Raw genomic sequence first — 18626 nt, 5'->3', positions numbered from 1 at the left:
GGTCGGACCGGGGCTGAGTTTCCCTCCCGCGGTGGTTAGGCGCGCGGGTTGTTGATCACTGAATTAGAAGCGTGTGCTTTCCAGATAGGCGCGGGTGTGCGCGGTATCTTGCATCTTGTCCGATTGCAGATCGACTGGCTGCGCCTCGGCGGCGGTGCCGCTGCTGGCCACGGCAACGGCGGCTGCCGGTGCGGCTGTCCCTGCCAGTTTCAGGAAATTGCGGCGGTTGGTGCCTTTGGTATCCTGGGTCATGGGTTGTACCCCTTTCCTTGGTTATGCGGGGGGAAGCCCGCCTGATGTGGTGCGGTTATCCCGCCGTCATACGAAATGCTTCGCGTTCAATGTCCATGAAGGCGCTGCCGACTGCGGCAACCCCGGCATATAGGACGGAGTTCTTGGCCCCTTGCAGGTCGGTAAAGAAGTGACCCGCCCAAGGCGCGATGTGTTTGTTGAAAAACGCCCGCTGCGTGGCGTCGCTGGCCGGAGCCCCAAAGCGCCCGACGATCATACCGCCCATCATCTCCATCAGGGATGCGATGTTGTCTTCGGGTTCAAAGACATTCTCGGCGCGGCTGATGCGCTGTGCGGCCATATCGCTGCGCAGGGCGGCGAGGGGCTTTTCGTTCAGAAAGCCGGTCAGGTAATAGCTGGCATAGGGCAGCAGCTCGCCCCGACCAAGACCAATGAACAGCGCGTTGAATTCGGTTTGCACTTTCTTGGGGGGCATGGCCTTGGCCACGCGCGCAAGCCCGTTGATCGCCTCTCCCAACGGGCTGTCATCGCCGGACAGGCCGGCGGTCTGGTCCAGCAACATCTGATCCGCAGGGCGGGCCAGCATCACGCCAAGGTAATTGTACAGATCGGCGCGCAGGCGATCTTCGGCAGAGACTTGGGTGGCTTGGGCGGCAGCGGTCATGCGCTTTGCTCCTCAAAACGAAAGGCCATGCGGCGCGGGGGCAGGGCTGCGGGTTCTTCCATCGCGGTTTCGGCGACGGGGGGCTCTGCGGGGGTATCCGCTTGGGCTACGGCGACGGCGGGTGCGTCGACCTCTGCCGGAACGACGGTCGGTGTCGGCTCTGTTTCAACAGGTGTTTCTGCCGCATCGGTGGCGGTGTCGAGCGCGGTCGCAGCCTTGCGCGCGACATCTTCGATATGACGGCGCAGCCCTTTGCCAACCTCATAGCTGGTGGTGAAATTCGTCACGGCAGAGGCTTGGGTGTAGTCGTCAGCGTAGTCGACCAGATCATCCAGACAGGCCAGCGCCGGATCGGACACCCACAGTTTGCGCAGCGCACGGCGGCGCAGGTGTTCGGGGATGGCACGCGCCATAAAGGCCGAGAAATCATCGCCCGCTTTCAGCGTATCAGGATCGGGCAGATCAAACTCGGCCAGCAGTTCGGCGTCGGATTTTTCCGCCAGCGCGGCCTGATGCTGCGCCTCTGCCTGCTCTGCGGCGGCTTGCTGCGCGGCGGCTTCCTCTGCCTTGACGGCAGCGCGGCGGCGATCCCAAAAGGATGTGTGACGGGTCATTGTGACGACCCCGAACGCGACGTGCGCGGTGCGCGGTAGACATCGGTCGTCTGCGAGATGCGCGCGTCCCCGATCCCGTCTTGCTTCGGCTCTTGGTATTTGTCGCGCCGACGCTTCACAAAGGCTTCTTCTTCGTGGTGCGTGTCGACATAGGCGCTGATCCAGGCATGCACCTGCGGGGTCATCATGACCTTTTCGACGATATCCTCGCCATTGTCGCTGTAATCCTGCGCCTCATAGGGAGAGGCGGTGACCATCACCACCTCAAGCGGGCGGGCAGGGTCGCGGGTTTCGCGGCAGATGACATAAAGACAGGGCACATGCGCGGCGAGCCCGTGCACATAGGCTTCGGTGTCAGAGCGGTACAGCGTCAGCGGCACAGTGGTCACGTGATAGTCGGACACCTCGCCTTCGGTACGCAGCAGCTTCCAATCGGCGGGGTCGGCACCGGGCAGGACACAAACCGCACGCCAAACGACCTTCGCCCATTTCGTCACGCCGGGTGACTTGCGAAGGACGACCCCGACGGGCATCGTTTGCGCTGATTTAAGCGGTGCGTTCAATTTGGTTTCCGATGATGTTTCAGGCGTTTCCGGCCTCATATTGACGTAATCATAACGCGTATCAAAGAGGATTCTAGGGTTGAATCACACAGTTTTGTGATTGCTGCGGTGCGGCATTTCCCATGCGTCAGCATTTGCCATATTTGACTGGGGTTTCTGTCTTTCCGACTGTTTTTGTTGGGTAATTCATGCCGTAGGTGCGAACAGCCCTTTTGCGGGACGCAGGGGCAATTAGGGGTTTGCGGCGGGTCGCGAACACCACTAGCTTGGCCTGCGAGCGCCGACAGTACCCCGCCGCTTGACCCATCCCATCCGGTGCTGTCCCCGAGGAGATTATGGAAAAGACTTTTCTGCTGTGCGACTGTCTGGGCAGTCAGGATATTGACGCGCCTGCCTTGTCAAAGGCGACGGGTCTGCCGTGCTCCAAGGTCTATAGCTGTCTGTGCACCGACCAGATCGGCACCGCGGCAGAGGCGATAGCCGCGGGCAACACCGTGATCGCGTGCCAGCAGGAACGCCCCCGTTTCGAGGAGCTGGCCGCCGAGATCAACGCAGAGGTGCCCCAGTTCGTCGATATTCGCGACCGCGCCGGCTGGCACGACGATCAGGGCGACGCGACGCCCAAGATGGCCGCCCTGATGGCGGAGCAGCAGCTTGCCGCACCGGCACCACGGGTGATGGATGTGGTGTCTGAGGGCACGTGTCTGATCATGGCCCCGCCCGCCCTCGCGCTTGAGGTGGCAGAGATGGTGGCCGATACGCTTGCGGTGACGGTGCTATGGCAGGGCGATTATGACGGGGCGGTTGATCCGCGTTTTGACGTGGTCAAAGGCGATCTGCGCAAGGCATCGGGCGCATTGGGCGATTTCAGCCTGACCTTTGACCAGTTGCAGATGTTGATCCCCGGCGGACGCGGCGCGCCTTCGTTCACCGCGCCGCGGGACGGGGCCAAGTCGCAATGCGATATCATTCTGGATTTGACGGGGAATACATCGCTGTTTCCCGCGCCGCACAAACGTGATGGCTATCTGCGGGCCGATCCGGGCAGCAAGCCCGCCGTGGCAGAAGCCGTGCGCGAGGCCATGCAGATGGTCGGCACCTTTGAAAAGCCGCTTTACGTGCGGCTGACCGAAAGTCTTTGCGCCCATTCGCGGGCCGGGCAGGCCGCCTGTTCCAACTGTCTGGACCTCTGCCCGACGGGGGCGATCACCTCGGCCGGTGAACATGTGGCGATTGACCCGATGATCTGCGCGGGTTGCGGTAGCTGTTCTGCGGTTTGCCCTTCGGGGGCGATCACCTATGACGCGCCGCCTGTTGATACCCTGTTCCGCCGGTTGTCGACGCTGGCATCGACCTATCGCAAGGCGGGCGGCACCGCGCCGCGCTTGCTGGTGCATGACGACGACCACGGGGCCGAGATGATCCGCCTTTACGCGCGTTTTGGCGCGGGCTTGCCGGTTGATGTCATCCCGATGGCCGTGGATGCGCTGGCGGGGTTCGGCCATGCAGAGATGCTCGCCGCACTTGGCTGCGGCTTTGTGCATGTGGATGTATTGCTGTCGCCGCGTACAGAGCGTGACGTGATCGAGGTGCAGGCCGAGATTGCCCGCGCGATCAGCGGCACCGATACAATCCGCCTCATTGATGTGGCCGACCCCGATGCGCTGGACACCGCACTGGTCACCGAAACCGCGCAGCCCGCGCATGACACGCTGCTGCCTCTGGGCACCCGCCGTCAGGTCGCACGGCTTGCAGGCAAGACCCTTCAGCCCGAGGCCAAGGTGATCGACCTGCCCGACGCCGCCCCCTATGGCGCGGTGCTGGTGGATACCGATGCCTGCACGCTCTGCCTGTCCTGTGTGTCGCTTTGCCCGTCCGGGGCGCTTGGCGATAACCCCGATCTGCCCCAGCTGCGCTTTCAGGAAGATGCCTGCCTGCAATGCGGGCTATGTGCGAACGTCTGCCCCGAGGATGCGATTACACTAAAGCCGCAGTTGAACCTGACCGCGCAGGCCTTCACCCAAGTGGTGCTGCATGAGGAAGAGCCCTTTGCCTGTATCGAATGCGGGTCGCTTTTCGGCGTGAAATCCACGGTTGAGAAGATCACCGAAAAGCTGGCAGGAAAACACGCGATGTTCGCCTCCTCTGAGGCGGCGAAGATGATCCAGATGTGCGACAACTGCCGGATCAACGCGCAGTACCACGCGCAGAACAATCCGCTGGCTGGCAAAGAACGCCCGCGTGTGCGCACATCCGAAGACTATTTCAGCAAGCGCAAAGATCACTAAGCGCTGTGCCGATCCACCCAAAGAACAGGAGAAAATCATGAGCGATGATTTCAACATGTCGATGCGCAAGTTCCTCAAGCAGGTCGGTGTGACCTCGCAGCAGGCGATCGAAGAAGCGATGCGCGAAAACGGCGACACCGGCGGCAAGACATTCGAGGCCAAGGTGGTGCTGACCATCGACGGGCTGGACCTTGAACACGTCGTGACTGGCAAGATCCAAGGGCAGTCCGAAGCGTGAGCGTCACCCGTGATGCCGTACTGGCCTGCCTGAAAACCCTGAACGATCCCGTCTCCGGTAAGGATATTGTAGAGCTTGGGCTTGTGAAGGCGCTGACCGTCGACGACGGCGCGGTGCGCTTTGTGCTTGAGGTAAACCCGAGCCACGCCGACGCCTACGCCAAGCTGCGCGACGAGGCCGACGCGGCGGTAAAGGCGCTTGAGGGCGTTGCCTCTGTCTCGGCCGTGCTGACGGCCCATTCCAAGCAGGCACCGCCGCCCGACCTGAAGCTGGGGCGCAAGTCCGAACCCGCGGGGCCCGAGAAGATCCCCGGCGTGGACCGGATCATCGCCATTGCGTCGGGCAAGGGCGGGGTGGGTAAATCTACCGTTGCCGCGAACCTTGCCTGTGCGCTGGCCGCCGAAGGGCGTCGCGTGGGCATGCTGGATGCCGATGTCTACGGCCCTTCGCAGCCGCGGATGCTGGGCGTGTCCGGGCGGCCTGCGTCCCCCGATGGCAAGACGATCCTGCCGATGCGCAACTTTGGCGTGACGATGATGTCGATCGGGTTGATGACCAATGACGATCAGGCGGTCGTCTGGCGCGGCCCGATGCTGATGGGCGCGTTGCAGCAGATGATGATGCAGGTTCAATGGGGCGCGCTGGATGTGTTGATTGTCGACCTGCCCCCCGGCACCGGCGACGTGCAGATGACGCTGGCGCAAAAGGCCCATGTGGACGGCGCGATCATCGTCAGCACACCGCAGGATGTGGCGCTGCTGGATGCCCGTAAGGGGATCGACATGTTCAACCAGCTGAAGACCCCGATCCTCGGGATGATCGAGAACATGAGCACGCATATCTGCTCTAACTGCGGGCACGAGGAACATGTCTTTGGGCATGGGGGCGTCGCCGCCGAAGCTGAAAAGCTGGGCGTGCCTTTGTTGGCCGAGATTCCGTTGCATCTGGATATCCGTGTCGCGGCTGACGGGGGCGCGCCGATTGTGGTGTCGAAACCCGACAGCACGCAGGCCGAAGGCTTCCGCAAGGTGGCCAAGGCCCTGATCGCGGGCGGGCACGCATGAGCGACAGCCCCGTCTTCCCCCCTTTGTTGACCGGCGCACAGGCGGAGGACCCGTTCGCTCAGGCCTGCGCAGAGGCGCGGCAGGGGTGTGATGCGGGGCTAGTGCTGTATAATCTGGGGCCAAGCGTATTGCAGGCCGCCATCGTCTTTGCGCCCGAGGTGCCGCTGGCCCGGGCGATGGCGATGCTCCCGCTTTGTGCCGTGGGCTTCCAGAACGCGCTTGGCGCGCTCGCCCCGCCAGAGGTGGGGGTGCATCTCGCGTGGAACGGCGATCTGCGTTTGAACGGTGCGATCTGCGGCCAGATGCGGGCGGCGGCGTCTGATACAGACCCTCATCACGTGCCCGACTGGCTGGTCGTTTCGTTTCACGTGAAGCTATTGCCGCAATCCGACACGCCGGGCGAAACGCCGGATGTCACCACACTTTATGGCGAGGGTTGTGCCGAGGTGAGCCCGGTCGAGCTGCTAGAGGCCTGGGCGCGGCATATGCTGGTGGCGCTGAACCGCTGGGATGACGAGGGCGCGGGCCCCTTGCATAAGGAATGGACCGGATTGGCCTGGGCCATGGGCGATCAGATCACCTATCGCGATATGACGGGCGACTTTACCGGTATCGACGAAAACTTTGGTCTGCTGCTGAAAACCGATACGACCACGCATCTAATCCCTCTGACCGACCTGCTGGAGCCAGCCCCATGAGCGATCTCTTCCTCGCCCGCGCCATCCACTTTGATGAAAGCGACCGCAATGTGTTCCACGCGCCCGCGCGCACGGGCGAATGGTGCGTTTCTGGCGGGTTCGAATTTTCGAACTGGTCCGAAGGTGATCTGACCGGCAAGGCGCGGCAGGCCTTCGCGAATGGCTGGATGGGCGTAGAGACGTTTGGCCGCGTCACCTTTGTTGCCGTGACCAAAGCCGAACCCTTCGAGGTTGAAGCGATCACCTTGCAGCTGATGAAGCATTTCGTCGAGATCTATGGCGCGCCATCGCCCGAAGCGGCCCGCCCCGTCGCGGAAGAGGAAGTCGCCCAGATGATGGAGCTTTGCGCCGACCACGCGCCAAACACCTTGCTGACCGTCGCACGCGAGCTTTCAGACAGCGGTGTACGCGAAAGCTATCGTTTCATTGAACCGCAGGATGCGGGAATTGACCAGTTTGCGGTACACGGATCGTTAGACGATGACGATCATGGCGGGCACGGCCATTCTCACTGACAGTTAACTATACGAAACGCCCTGTCCGGCTATCCGGTCGGGGTTTTCCGTGATCTGGGCCCGGATCGGGCCAAACATTCCCCAAAATAAATAGAATCAACGCCCTTTTGCATGAGGGTGACTCGCCTGCTTTGCGCGGCGCGATGCGGGTTTACGTCTGCAATCACCGCGCGAATTGCGTGTTTCGCCATCGAATTGATAGCGCCGCATATACGGACGGGTAGGGGGCTGCCCAGCAGATCAAAAACCTAGCCCTAAGCGAGAATGCACCCCGAGACATTTCCCCTGATGATGAGTTCAGGACAGCCCAAACACTGGGCCGGTTCATCAAAACCGCCGGCGGTGGTCGGCAACTAGGGGAAAAAATTATGACTTTCAAAACTCAACAAATCGCCCGTGCACTGCTTGCTGGTGTCGCGATTTCTGTCGCCGGCGTGCCGGCTTTTGCTGACGCACTTTCCAGCACATTTTCTTTCCGCATCGTCGAAACCAATGACGGTGGCGAAGAGGAGTTGATCGAGCGGGGCACCGTCCGCCCTGGCGAGGTCATCCAATACCAACTGCAGCACGAGAACACGACTGCAGACGCACTTGCGGGGATCGTTATTGCGGCCCCCGTACCCGAAGGGGTCACCCTGACGCTTGGCGCACAGAGCACATCGATCAAGGCCGTGTTCGAAGTCCAGGCTGATCTCGACCCTGAAAACGATGGCCTTGAATGGTCCACACTTCCCGCCACCCGCATGGTCGCCGGTGCAGATGGCACACTCCAACCAGAACCACTTCCTGAGGATCAGATCGCTGCCGTCCGTTGGACGCTCAGCGAACCTTTGGAGTCAGGCGAAATCGCACTCAACAGCTATCGGGTGCGCGTCAACTGATCGGGGGGAACCTGATCCAATTTACCTAATCTAGATAAATCAAAGGAATGACTAACGTGAAACATCAATCTTTCTTCATGCGCTCTGCAAGCGCGATGGCGGTCACCGCCGCATTTGGCGCAGCTGCTTTGGCCGCCGCACCAGAAGCTGGGTCCGTGATTGGCAACCAAGCGGTTGCGACCTATACAAACCAAGCGGGCGATACCATCACGGTCACGTCGAACACGGTTGAAACGATCGTTCAGCAGGTTGCTGGCGTGACATTGACCTCGGACAACAACGAAACCATCGCACCCGGTGGTAAAGCCTTCCTGCCGCACATTGTTACCAACGAAGGGAACGGCGCAGACTTCTTCGCACTGACCGCAGTAGAGACAGACACAGGCACGCTCGATACCTCTGCCATCGTCTTCTATCCGGATGCGAACATGGATGGTGTCGCCGATAGCGCCACACCGCTGACCGAAACGCCAACATTGGCACCGGGCGAGCAGTTCGGCGTCGTCATCGAAGTCTCTGTCCCCTCCAACGCAACAGGGTCGGACAGCATCACAGTGACCGCAAGGTCTGATCTTGATGGCACAGAGACAGCCGTCAACACCGATACGCTAACCATCTCGAACGACGCGATTGTAGAACTGGTCAAGTCCATGGTCGCTGATGCAGCGTCCGGTGGTAACCCCAACATCGTCGATGCCGGCGATACCGTGAGCATTGAGCTGACATATTCCAGCACCGGTCTGGCTGCTGCGAACAACTATACCGTCGATGACATTCTGGACGGTCGCCTGGCCTATGTGCCCGGTTCGGCACGGTGGTCTGACGCTGCGGGTATTCTGGATGACGCCAACGGGTCTTCTTCGGTCGATGCGACCAATGGCTCGGGCGAGACAATCGCCTTTGATACCAACGGCCAGAGCGTCAACTTCAACATCTCGAGCGTCGGTTCCGGCCGCTCCGGTAGTGTGACGTTCCAAGCTGTGATCCTCGACACTGCTGATGCGGGTATCATTGAAAACGTCGCCACACAGGAAATCGACAACGTTGCCTTCCCACCCTCGAACACAGCTTCGATCATTGTGGATGACCAATTCGCGGTCTCCATCGCTGATACAGCCATCGACGGTGCTGGTGCAGCGGATCCAACGACGGCTTCGGCAACAGATGATGACGCGGCAAACAACGATGTCGTGACCGAAACTGGCGACGCGGCCCAGGGTGGCACAGTGAAGCATGAATTCGTGCTGACCAACCGGTCGAACCAGACCGACAGCCTGACGCTTGATGTCAGCAACATCGACTACCCCGCGGGCACAACCTTCCGCTTTGTGGGTGCAGACGGTGTGACACCGATCATCGGTTCCGTCGGTCCGCTTGCTGCGGGTGACAGCGCCAAGGTCACCTTGATCGCAACACTGCCAACGGATGTGGCCCCAACGGCTGCTGCGAACTTCAACGCCACCGTATCCACCACCTCCGATGCCTCGGGTGTTTCGGATACATCGACAGCGACCTTCACCGGTGCGATCCTTGCCTCTGCCGTTGATCTTGAGAACGCAGTCGTAGGCTCCGAAGGCGATGGCCTTGACCCCACCAATGCCGGCGCGCCATGGGTGAACTATGCCACCGATCCAGGTGCACCGGTCACCTACGACATGGTCGTTGAAAACAACGGCCCGGTATCCGACAGCTACAACCTCTCGCTGGCACAAGCGCTGCCCGCCGGTTGGACCGTCGAATTCCGCTCCGCTGACGGGTCCGCGATCAGCAACACCGGGACCATCCCTGCTGGTGCAAGCGATACCTTCACCGTTGTGGTAACCCCGCCGGCAGATCAGGCACCGGGTGACACATTGGTCGACATCGCGCTGGTGTCCTCTGTCTCGGGCCAAGGCGACCGGATCGTCAACGAAGTGACCGTGAACGAGATCTACAACGTAGAGATCATCGATGACCAGAACGCCCAGGCCTCGCCCGGTGGTATCGTCGACATGGTGCACACCATCACCAACACCGGTAACGTTGCGATCACCGAAGGTGCGATCAACGACACAGGGTTGAACAACTTCTCGGGTGCTTTGTTCTGGGATGCCAACGGCAACGGTGTGATCGACCCCTCCGAGCTGGTGATCGACAACTTTGATGATCTGACGGACGGTGTCTCGGCTGGTGTGAACGGGCTTGCCCCCGGTGAAAGCATCTCGGTCATCTACCGTGTGCAAACACCATCGACAGCGACAAGCGGTGTGACCGAAATCGGTACCATCAGCCTTGATCCCTCGCTGAACGGTGGCACAGCGACCGACGCGGATACTGCTGACAACGCAGTAGAAGACCGGATCGTGATCATCTCTGGCGACGTCACGCTGAGCAAGTACCAGTACATCGACGCCAACTGCGACGGCACCGTCGGGACCTTTACCAAGACCCGTCAGGACGTCTCTCCCGGTCAGTGCATCCGCTACAAAGTGGAAGCTGAAAACACCGGCTCCTCTCCCGCTGCAAACGTCATCATCTCTGATGCCGCCCCTGCCTACACATCGGTAACCGACTGTGGTGGCACATGCAGCGAAACGCTCTTCCCGGCAGGTAGCACCGCCACAGTCACCTCGAGCAATATCTCGAGCGACCACGGCACGGTCCTTCCGGGTGGGTTCGCCACGCTAGAATTCACCGTTCAGGTGGACGAGTAAACGAACCCCAGGTTTCCCCGGAGCACCCTTCCCCCCCTCGCTCCGGGGGAACCACACTTCCTCTCCTCTTAGAAAAGATAGAACAGGGATTGATCAAATGGACCGCACCTTTCACAAAACCGCCCTCCGCATGATGTCGTGTTTCTGGATCGTCGCGCTGGTGATCTCCCTCCTGCCGCACGGCGCCGCTGCCAAGCAGGTACCCGCAGGCACCTTCATCCGGAACGTCGCGCAGACCACCTACTTTAACGAAGCGCTGGGCATCATCGAGACTGTATACTCGAACGCCGTAGACGCCAAAGTAGCCGCAGTGCCTGCGCTGGATGTCAACGGATACTCCGAACTGATGCTGACCCGTGGCGCGATGGCGCAATACTACTTCGAGGTCGCCAACATCGGGAACGTCCCACTGAACGCCGCCATGACCATGCAGCACCAAGAGGGTGCCGGCATGATGAACGACGCCCGCCTTGTCTATGACGCGAATGCCAACGGCCGCATCGACAATGGCGAAGCCACCATCAGCGCAGGCGCGCCGATGTTCATGGATGTGGGCGACAGCGCTCAGCTCATCTACGAATTCCGCACCTCCTTCTATGCCACTCCCGCCACGCTGATGCAGTCGGTGCTGTCGGTATCTGCCACAAGCACAACAGGCTTCGCGGCCCGGCGCATCCTGACGGGTGCCGCAGCTGGCAAGACCACCATCATGGGCAGTTCGCTTGAGCTGCAAAAGGAACAATCCGTCCGCGAGATGGAAGACGAAACACAGCTGACCTACACGCTGCGCCTGCGCAACGACTCGGACGGTGATGTGCTGGCCTATGGTGACGTACACGGTGCCCAGATCCGCATCGACGGGGCCGCCGCCACAGGTGTTCTGCTGCGCGACGAGGTGCCCCTGAACGCCCGTTTCCACAGCATCACCGACCCAAGCGGCATGGTTGCGCTGTATCACGCGGCGGGCGATGCGCGTCATGATTACCAGACTGCGCGCCCTGCTGGCGAGGTCGACGCCGTGGCTTTCTTTCACGAGGGCGACTACGATATCGGTTTTGCCCGCGACCCCGCGTTCACCGTGACCGTGCCCATGAACCTGGGCGACGTAGAGGTCGCCAACACCGCCCGCAGCTTCGTGAAAATGGAAGACCGCACAGTTGATGTAGACTCTAACACAACGGTTTACAGCCGCGATGCTGCTGGGACCGGTGCCCTGCACTTTGAACATCCCGAAACCGCAGCAGACCAGCCTCACGCCGTGCCAAACAGCGATACCCGCCTGCGTCTGACCGCCGGTGCGTGCAACGAAACGATGTCCGCAGATCGTGCGATCATCACGCTGCGCAGCTTCCTGACCGGCGATGTAGAGCGTGTGACGGCCACAGAAACAGACCCTAACAACGGTGTTTTCCTTACCGCCGCCGTTCCTATGGCGCGGATGGATGTGCCCGTATCCGGCGACAATGTGATCGCGACCACCGACGGTGACCGTCTGATCGCCACTGCCGATTGTGCTGGTGCCGCGCTGCAAGACGAACTGCTGATCACCCCCGGTAACTTCCTGTTCAATGCGCTGACCAACGAGCCGATCGGTGATGTGGCCATCGCGCTGATGGACATGAACAGCGGTGCCGAAATGGCGCGCCGTATGACCGATGCCCGCGGGTTCTTCAGCTTCGGTGACATGCCTGCCGGTGAATACCAGTACGCCGTGATGAACGCCCCCGCATGGGACGTTCCTTCCGTGCGCGCCGACTTCCCTGGCTTTAACCGTCGTGTTGCGGGGGCCGGTTATATGGCAAGCTTCCGCCACGCCGGTGGGATGCTCGACATCTCGGACATTCCTGCGGATCCACACTATGGTGTGCCGCTGGCGCTGGACAAGCAGGCCGACAAGGATATGGTCGGCGCGGGCGAGTTCGTGGTCTACACCCTGAACTTCACCAACAACATGAACCAGGCGCTGATCGGTGCCGAGATCATGGATCGCCCCGCCTTTGGCAGCCAGCTGGTTGCAGGGTCGGTGACCTTCAACGGCGAGACAATGGAAGACCCTGCCGTCGATGCGTCGGGTGACATGACCTATGACCTGGGCATGCTGACCCCCCTGTCGAGCCACGAGCTGACCTATGTCATGCAGTTCACCGCAGCCGCCCGCGAAGGCCGCAACGAGAACACCGCAGTTCTGACGGGTCGTCAGGCGGGCACCGGTACCGTGATGCAGTCCCAGACTGCCCGCGCGATGGTCAAGCTGAACAACAGCGGTGGCGTCTTCGCCCGCGAAGCCACTGTCATCGGGTCGGTCTTTATGGACTGCGACAAAGACGGTATCCGTGGCGACCACACTGAACCAGGCATCCCCGGCGTCCGTATCGTGACCCAAGAGGGTCTGTCGGTTGTGACCGATATGGATGGTAAATACTCCCTTTTCGGTCTGCGCCCCGTGACCCATGCGTTCCTTGTGCAGGACGAAACCCTGCCCGTTGGTACCGAAGTGACCGTAACCCGCACCAACGATCTGCTGCGCGGTGGGTCGCGCCTGATCCCGCTGCGCAAAGGGGAACTGCGCGCCGAGCACTTCGCCGTGCTGGACTGCACCCCCGAAGCGATGGCCGAGGTTGACCAGCGTCAGAAGTACTTTGCCGAGCAGCCGCAATCCAACGCGCTGACCGCTGCCGACCTGCCGATTGAAGGCCAGCGTGCGCCGGTACGTTCCGTGCGCAGCGAAGCCGGTGTGGCGACCACCACGCAGCTGACCTCGCGTCTGATGCAGCGTCTGGATGAAAACCGCGCGGCGAACTCTGTCTCTGAAAAAGCGTCTGGCAAGGCACAGCGCCAGTCGCTCGAGATGCTGATCAAAACGCTGGACGATGCACCCGGTTTCGTGGACCTGACCGACGGTCAGACACTGGATCGCCGCACCCAAAGCGTGCGCGTCAAGGGCAAGGGCGATCTGTCGCTGGGCCTGCTGGTGAACGGCCGCGAGCTGAGCAGCGACCGCGTAGGCGAGCGTACAAGCTTCGAGAAGAACAACACGCAGGCACTGGATTTTGTTGCGGTGAAACTGGACGCGGGGCAGAACACCCTGACGCTGGTCGGCCGTGACGGTTTCGGCATCGAACGTGTCCGCGAGGAAATCACCGTGGTTGCCCCCGGCAAGCCCGCCAAATTCGAGGTGATCATGCCCGACACCGCGCCCGCATCGCCGACCGATGTGATCCCGGTTGTGGTGCGTGTGCTGGATGCCCGTGGCATGCCTGTACCTGCCTCCGGCACCGTGACACTCAGCGCCAAGCTGGCCCTGTGGGACGTGGCCGACATCCGCGAAGGCACCCCCGGCGTGCAGGTCTATCTGGACAACGGCGAGGCCACCTTTGGGCTGATCCCGCCACAGGTTGCAGGCACAGACCGTATCACCATCAGCGGTGCCTTTGGCCGCGCCGAAGAGACCATCACATTCACCCCCGATCTGGACCAGCGCATCATGGTTGGCGTGATCGAAGGGGCCGTGGCCTTGGGCGGTGCGAAGGGTGAGCTGCTGGACGCGGATCGTTTCAGCTCTTTCGAAGACACAACCACCGGTCTGCGGGGTGAAGTGTACCTCAAGGGCGTAATCTCGGGTGATGCGCTGCTGACACTGCGCTATAGCTCGGACCGTGACACCGAAGACCGCCTGTTCCGCGACATCCGTGGCGACGAGTTCTACCCTGTGTATGGTGACAACTCCGAACGTGGCTTCGACGCGCAATCCTCCGAAAACCTGTACGTTAAGGTCGAGAAGGGTCGTTCGTACATCCTTTACGGTGACATCGCGATCGAACCCGAAGCCAGCGCGCTGAAGCTTGACGGCATGCGTCGTGTGGTGACCGGTGCCAAGGCCCATTGGGAAAACGACAAGGTCGGCGTGACCCTGTTCGGTGCCCGTACCGCCCAAGAGCAGCGCGTGCAGGAATTCCTCGGGCGTGGTGTGTCCGGCCCCTATGACCTGGATCTGGACGGCTATGTACAAGGCTCCGAGCGGGTTGAACTGCTGGTGCGCGACGAAGAGGGCGGGGATGTCATCTCGACCACGCCGCTGCGCCGCGGCAGCGACTACCTGCTGGACTTCTTTGGCAACTCGATCACTTTTGACGATGCGGTGCGCCAGTTCGACGGTCAGGGCAACCCTGTGTCGGTGCGCGTCACCTACGAAGTCGATGTGGAAGGGGCTGACCGCTACTGGCTCTATGGCGGTGAGGTGAACCTCGCGCTGACCGACCGCACCACCGTTGGCGCACGTATCGTGCATGCCGATGCCGACCGTGGCAACACCGCCCGCGAGCGTCTGCACTCTGCCTATATCCGTCACGAGGGGACGCAGGGCGGCGTGTGGGAAGCCGAGGCTGCGCGCTCCGAAGATGCAAATGGCGTATCGGATACGGCCTACCGTCTGTCCTACGACATCCGCAAGGTAACCGGTCACTTCAACTTCGAGATGGTTCACACCGGCGAGAAGTTTGCCTCGCGCGGCGGTCTGGCACTGCCCGGCACCACACGTGCACGTCTGAACTACGGTTTTGAGATCGACGGGACCAGCGACTTTGTTCTTGGTGTGGACTATGTACGTGACCGCACCTCTGACATCGAGCGTCTGACCGTGGATGCCGTCTATGCCAAAGAGTTCAGCACGAACTTCAAAGGCTACATCGGGCTGGAGTATCGCCTGGATCACACCGCAACCTCGAAGAAGGCCCATCCCGGTCTGATCCTTGGCGGCCACTGGACCCCTGCGAACCGCCCCGGCACCGTCATCACCGCAGAGCTGCGTCACCCCTTTGGCGGCTCGGACCGTCCGACAGAGCTGACCCTGGGCATGTACCGCGAGCCCGTGCCCGGCTGGCGTGCCTATAGCGAGGTCGAAATGACCTTTGGCGACGACAGCATGGCCACACACTCCAAGCTGGGTTTCTCTTACGACCTGAATGACTGGCTGCGCGGAAGCACTGATTTCGTCAAAGGTCTGGGATCTTCGGACACCATGTTTACCCAAGCGATGATGGGCAAATGGGCGATGAACGGGAACACCAGCTTCAGCTTCGGGATTGAACATTCCCGCAGCATGGAAAGCGACGATCACCGTCTGACCAGCGTTGCCCTCGGCGCGAAGTGGGGGTCCAGCGCGGAAAGCTGGGTGGGCGATGCCGATGCGGACACCACTTTTGAAGACAGTGGCAACACCCATTACGCCAGCTTTGGCATCGCGGGTAAGGTCACACCTGACTTCACCGTGCTGGGCCGTACCCGTGTTGCACTGGACAAGCGCGACGGTCGTGACCACCGCCGGATCCGGTCGCGTGCGGGTATCGCCTACCGTCCGGTTCACGATCCACGCCTCGAAGTGCTGGCATGGTACGAGCACCGCATCGAACAGCGCGAGACCAAATCGGTGACCCATATGTGGTCCGTAGACGCGGCCTATGAAGTAGACGCCGACCTGCGCCTGAACGCGAAATACGCTGGCCAGTCGCAAAAGCTGACCACCCTTGGCGGGTTCTCTGCCCGCGCCACCACCCAACTGGTGCAGGCTGGCTTTAACTACGAGTTCGGCGACAACCGGTTCCAGATCGGCTTGAACGCCGCGCATCTGTGGGACAACCAAGGCAATGCCACCAACGGTATCGGCGCAGAGATCGGGTTTGCCCCCACCAAAGGTGCGCTGGTTGCATTGGGCTATAACCGCGCGATGAACAAGTCGGCCCTGCGCAGCGATCTGTATCAGGAAGGTTTCTACCTGCGCTTCAAGCTGCTGCTGGATAACTCGCTCTGGGACCGTCTGGACAGCTTTATGGAAAGCTAAAGCCAAACGGGACTAACCCGTCACGGCACAAAAAAAGCCCCGGCACATAGGCCGGGGCTTTCGTCATTTCAGAACGGGTGGAGAAGCTTACGCTTCGCCGCCTTCCTCTTTCTTGATTTCTTCGCCGGTTTCCTGATCGACAACTTTCATCGACAGGCGCACCTTGCCGCGATCGTCAAAGCCAAGCAGCTTCACTTTCACTTCCTGACCTTCTTTCAGAACATCCGAAGGGTGGTTCAGGCGGCGGTTTTCGATCTGGGATACGTGTACCAGACCGTCGCGCTTGCCAAAGAAGTTCACGAAGGCACCGAAATCAACGATCTTGACGACGGTACCGGTGTAAACCGCACCTTCTTCAGGCTCGGCCACGATGGACCAGATCATGTCATAGGCTTTCTTGATCGAGTCGCCGTTTGGCGATGCGATCTTGATGATGCCTTCGTCGTTGATGTCGACTTTCGCGCCGGACACTTCAACGATCTCGCGGATCACTTTACCGCCGGACCCGATCACTTCACGGATCTTGTCGGTTGGGATCTGCATCGTTTCGATGCGAGGGGCGTGGACAGAGAATTCACCCGCGCCGGAGATGGCTTTGTTCATCTCGCCTAGAATGTGCACACGGCCCGCTTTGGCTTGTGCCAGAGCTTTCTCCATGATCTCGGGCGTGATGCCGGCGATCTTGATGTCCATCTGCAGCGACGTGATACCTGCTTCGGTACCGGCCACTTTAAAGTCCATGTCGCCAAGGTGGTCTTCGTCACCCAAGATGTCGGACAGGATCGCATAGGAGCCGTCTTCTTCCAGGATCAGACCCATGGCAACACCCGCGACGGGCGCTTTCAATGGCACACCTGCGTCCATCATGGACAAGGAGCCACCGCAAACCGACGCCATCGAGCTGGAGCCGTTCGATTCAGTGATCTCGGACACAACGCGGATGGTGTAGGGGAAGTCGGTGGAGGCAGGCAGAACCGCCTGCAACGCACGCCAAGCCAACTTGCCGTGACCGATTTCGCGACGGCCGGGGCCACCGACACGGCCAACTTCACCAACCGAATAGGGCGGGAAGTTATAGTGCAGCATGAAGTTGGATTTGAAGTTGCCGTGCAGCGCATCGATGAACTGTTCGTCATCGCCGGTGCCCAAAGTGGTCACAACCAGACCCTGTGTTTCGCCACGTGTGAACAGCGACGACCCGTGTGTACGGGGCAGGATGCCGGTTTCGGCCACGATGTCGCGGATTTCGTCGGTCTTACGGCCGTCGATACGCTTACCGGTTTTAACCACGTCCCCACGCAGGATGGACGCTTCGAGGCCTTTCAGAGCGGACCCGAGGTTCGCGTCTTCCAGTTGCTCTTCGGTCAGCGCGGCTTTGATTGTTTCGCGGGCAGCGGCAACAGCGGCGGTGCGCTCTTGCTTGTCGGCGATTGCAAAGGCGGCGCGCATGGCGTCTTCGCCAGCGGCTTTGACAGCAGCGGACAGGTCCGAATAGTCAACCGGCTGGAAGTCAAACGGCTCTTTCGCAGCGTCTTCGGCCAGATCGATGATCAGGTCGATAACAGGCTGGATCTGCTCGTGCGCGAATTTCACCGCACCCAGCATTTCTTCTTCCGACAGCTCATAGGCTTCGGATTCAACCATCATCACGGCTTCTTTGGTGCCGGCGACAACCAGATCAAGACGTTGATCAGGGTTCAGGCGCAGGTCCTGCATGTCGTCGACGGTCGGGTTCAGAACGTAATCGCCATCCTCGAAACCAACGCGGCAGGCACCGATCGGACCGCGGAACGGCGCGCCGGAAATGGTCAGCGCTGCGGAGGCAGCGATCATGGCGACCATGTCGGGATCGTTAACCAGATCGTGGCTGAGAACGGTACACATCACCAGAACTTCGTTTTTGAAGCCGGGAACGAACAGCGGACGGATCGGACGGTCGATCAGACGGGCTGTCAGGGTTTCCTTCTCGGTGGGGCGGGCCTCACGCTTGAAGAAGCCACCCGGTACTTTACCGGCGGCATAGTATTTCTCTTGGTAGTGGACGGTCAGCGGAAAGAAGTCCTGACCGGGTTTTTGCTGGCGCGCAAAGGTGACGTTCGCCATGACGCTGGTTTCGCCCAGTGTCGCAATCACCGAACCGTCTGCCTGACGGGCCACTTTGCCAGTTTCCAGTGTCAGCGTCTCTTCGCCCCACTGCATGGATTTTTTCGTTACATTAAACATCTACGTTTCCTGTTTCGGCCCGGATCGGGCCATTTGCGTAGAGGGCATATTCCCCCTGACTCCGGTATCTTCTTTGTCGGGCGCTGGAGTCCGGGCG

The 18626-nt window shown here is 60.8% G+C and carries 13 protein-coding genes; 8 read left to right on the top strand and 5 right to left on the bottom strand.

Annotated features, from left to right (window positions below; translation table 11 throughout):
• Window positions 1–63 precede the first annotated feature (63 nt).
• Genes AADW22_RS00555 through AADW22_RS00540 form a run of 4 tightly spaced genes read right to left on the bottom strand, consistent with a single transcriptional unit; the run spans window position 64 to window position 2063 of the window.
• Window positions 64–252, bottom strand: coding sequence for a twin-arginine translocation signal domain-containing protein (locus tag AADW22_RS00555; protein WP_005850294.1), 189 nt, complete (start codon window positions 250–252; stop codon window positions 64–66).
• 55 nt (window positions 253–307) lie between these two features.
• The gene (locus AADW22_RS00550) at window positions 308–916 is read right to left on the bottom strand and encodes a molecular chaperone (protein WP_037942764.1); all 609 of its coding nucleotides are present in this window, start codon (window positions 914–916) and stop codon (window positions 308–310) included.
• A complete protein-coding gene (locus AADW22_RS00545) occupies window positions 913–1530 on the bottom strand; it encodes a DUF3306 domain-containing protein (protein ID WP_407474030.1) in 618 nt (205 codons plus the stop codon). The genes AADW22_RS00550 and AADW22_RS00545 overlap by 4 nt, the downstream gene beginning before the upstream one ends.
• Window positions 1527–2063, bottom strand: a complete 537-nt coding sequence (locus tag AADW22_RS00540) for a DUF3305 domain-containing protein (protein ID WP_286758813.1) — start codon at window positions 2061–2063, stop codon at window positions 1527–1529. Before AADW22_RS00540 ends, AADW22_RS00545 begins: the two co-directional genes overlap by 4 nt.
• Before the next feature lie 365 nt (window positions 2064–2428).
• Here AADW22_RS00540 and AADW22_RS00535 point away from each other — a divergent pair, with 365 nt between their 5' ends.
• The 8 genes from AADW22_RS00535 (at window position 2429) to AADW22_RS00500 (ending at window position 16306) form a co-directional block, all read left to right on the top strand.
• Window positions 2429–4381: a 4Fe-4S binding protein gene (locus AADW22_RS00535; RefSeq protein WP_407474029.1), complete on the top strand. Its 1953-nt coding sequence runs from the start codon at window positions 2429–2431 to the stop codon at window positions 4379–4381.
• 37 nt (window positions 4382–4418) lie between these two features.
• The gene (locus tag AADW22_RS00530) at window positions 4419–4619 is read left to right on the top strand and encodes a DUF6494 family protein (protein ID WP_009825478.1); all 201 of its coding nucleotides are present in this window, start codon (window positions 4419–4421) and stop codon (window positions 4617–4619) included.
• Complete coding sequence (apbC, locus tag AADW22_RS00525) at window positions 4616–5683, top strand: iron-sulfur cluster carrier protein ApbC (RefSeq protein WP_009825477.1); 1068 nt, start codon at window positions 4616–4618, stop codon at window positions 5681–5683. Before AADW22_RS00530 ends, apbC begins: the two co-directional genes overlap by 4 nt.
• On the top strand, window positions 5680–6381 hold the full coding sequence (locus AADW22_RS00520) for a DUF4444 domain-containing protein (protein WP_407474028.1): 702 nt from the start codon (window positions 5680–5682) through the stop codon (window positions 6379–6381). Before apbC ends, AADW22_RS00520 begins: the two co-directional genes overlap by 4 nt.
• Window positions 6378–6896, top strand: a complete 519-nt coding sequence (locus AADW22_RS00515; RefSeq protein WP_005850279.1) for a DUF6505 family protein — start codon at window positions 6378–6380, stop codon at window positions 6894–6896. Before AADW22_RS00520 ends, AADW22_RS00515 begins: the two co-directional genes overlap by 4 nt.
• Before the next feature lie 368 nt (window positions 6897–7264).
• On the top strand, window positions 7265–7777 hold the full coding sequence (locus tag AADW22_RS00510; protein WP_243250790.1) for a hypothetical protein: 513 nt from the start codon (window positions 7265–7267) through the stop codon (window positions 7775–7777).
• Window positions 7778–7824: 47 nt separating this feature from the next.
• Window positions 7825–10470, top strand: coding sequence for an NEW3 domain-containing protein (locus AADW22_RS00505; protein ID WP_304950375.1), 2646 nt, complete (start codon window positions 7825–7827; stop codon window positions 10468–10470).
• Between the two features lie 97 nt (window positions 10471–10567).
• Window positions 10568–16306, top strand: a complete 5739-nt coding sequence (locus tag AADW22_RS00500) for a hypothetical protein (RefSeq protein ID WP_407474027.1) — start codon at window positions 10568–10570, stop codon at window positions 16304–16306.
• An 87-nt stretch (window positions 16307–16393) separates the two neighbouring features.
• Here the strand turns inward: AADW22_RS00500 and pnp are convergent, their stop codons facing one another.
• Window positions 16394–18529 carry a polyribonucleotide nucleotidyltransferase gene (pnp, locus tag AADW22_RS00495; RefSeq protein WP_009825473.1) on the bottom strand — a complete coding sequence of 712 codons (2136 nt, stop codon included), beginning with the start codon at window positions 18527–18529 and terminating at the stop codon, window positions 16394–16396.
• Window positions 18530–18626: the final 97 nt, after the last annotated feature.

This window comes from Sulfitobacter sp. PM12, assembly GCF_045586035.1.
In the GTDB taxonomy this organism is placed as follows: Bacteria; Pseudomonadota; Alphaproteobacteria; order Rhodobacterales; family Rhodobacteraceae; genus Sulfitobacter; species Sulfitobacter pontiacus.
Note: the sequence above shows the minus strand (reverse complement) of the source record. Positions and strands in the feature narration are given on the sequence as shown.

Bases quoted from the DNA above. Each gene is read 5' to 3' on its own strand.
- pnp (WP_009825473.1), bottom strand. From the start codon at position 18,529: ATGTTTAATGTAACGAAAAAATCCATGCAGTGGGGCGAAGAGACGCTG.
- AADW22_RS00555 (WP_005850294.1), bottom strand. From the start codon at position 252: ATGACCCAGGATACCAAAGGCACCAACCGCCGCAATTTCCTGAAACTG.
- AADW22_RS00510 (WP_243250790.1), top strand. From the start codon at position 7,265: ATGACTTTCAAAACTCAACAAATCGCCCGTGCACTGCTTGCTGGTGTC.
- AADW22_RS00505 (WP_304950375.1), top strand. From the start codon at position 7,825: ATGACTAACGTGAAACATCAATCTTTCTTCATGCGCTCTGCAAGCGCG.
- AADW22_RS00530 (WP_009825478.1), top strand. From the start codon at position 4,419: ATGAGCGATGATTTCAACATGTCGATGCGCAAGTTCCTCAAGCAGGTC.
- AADW22_RS00515 (WP_005850279.1), top strand. From the start codon at position 6,378: ATGAGCGATCTCTTCCTCGCCCGCGCCATCCACTTTGATGAAAGCGAC.
- AADW22_RS00535 (WP_407474029.1), top strand. From the start codon at position 2,429: ATGGAAAAGACTTTTCTGCTGTGCGACTGTCTGGGCAGTCAGGATATT.
- AADW22_RS00540 (WP_286758813.1), bottom strand. From the start codon at position 2,063: ATGCCCGTCGGGGTCGTCCTTCGCAAGTCACCCGGCGTGACGAAATGG.
- AADW22_RS00520 (WP_407474028.1), top strand. From the start codon at position 5,680: ATGAGCGACAGCCCCGTCTTCCCCCCTTTGTTGACCGGCGCACAGGCG.
- AADW22_RS00500 (WP_407474027.1), top strand. From the start codon at position 10,568: ATGGACCGCACCTTTCACAAAACCGCCCTCCGCATGATGTCGTGTTTC.
- AADW22_RS00545 (WP_407474030.1), bottom strand. From the start codon at position 1,530: ATGACCCGTCACACATCCTTTTGGGATCGCCGCCGCGCTGCCGTCAAG.
- AADW22_RS00550 (WP_037942764.1), bottom strand. From the start codon at position 916: ATGACCGCTGCCGCCCAAGCCACCCAAGTCTCTGCCGAAGATCGCCTG.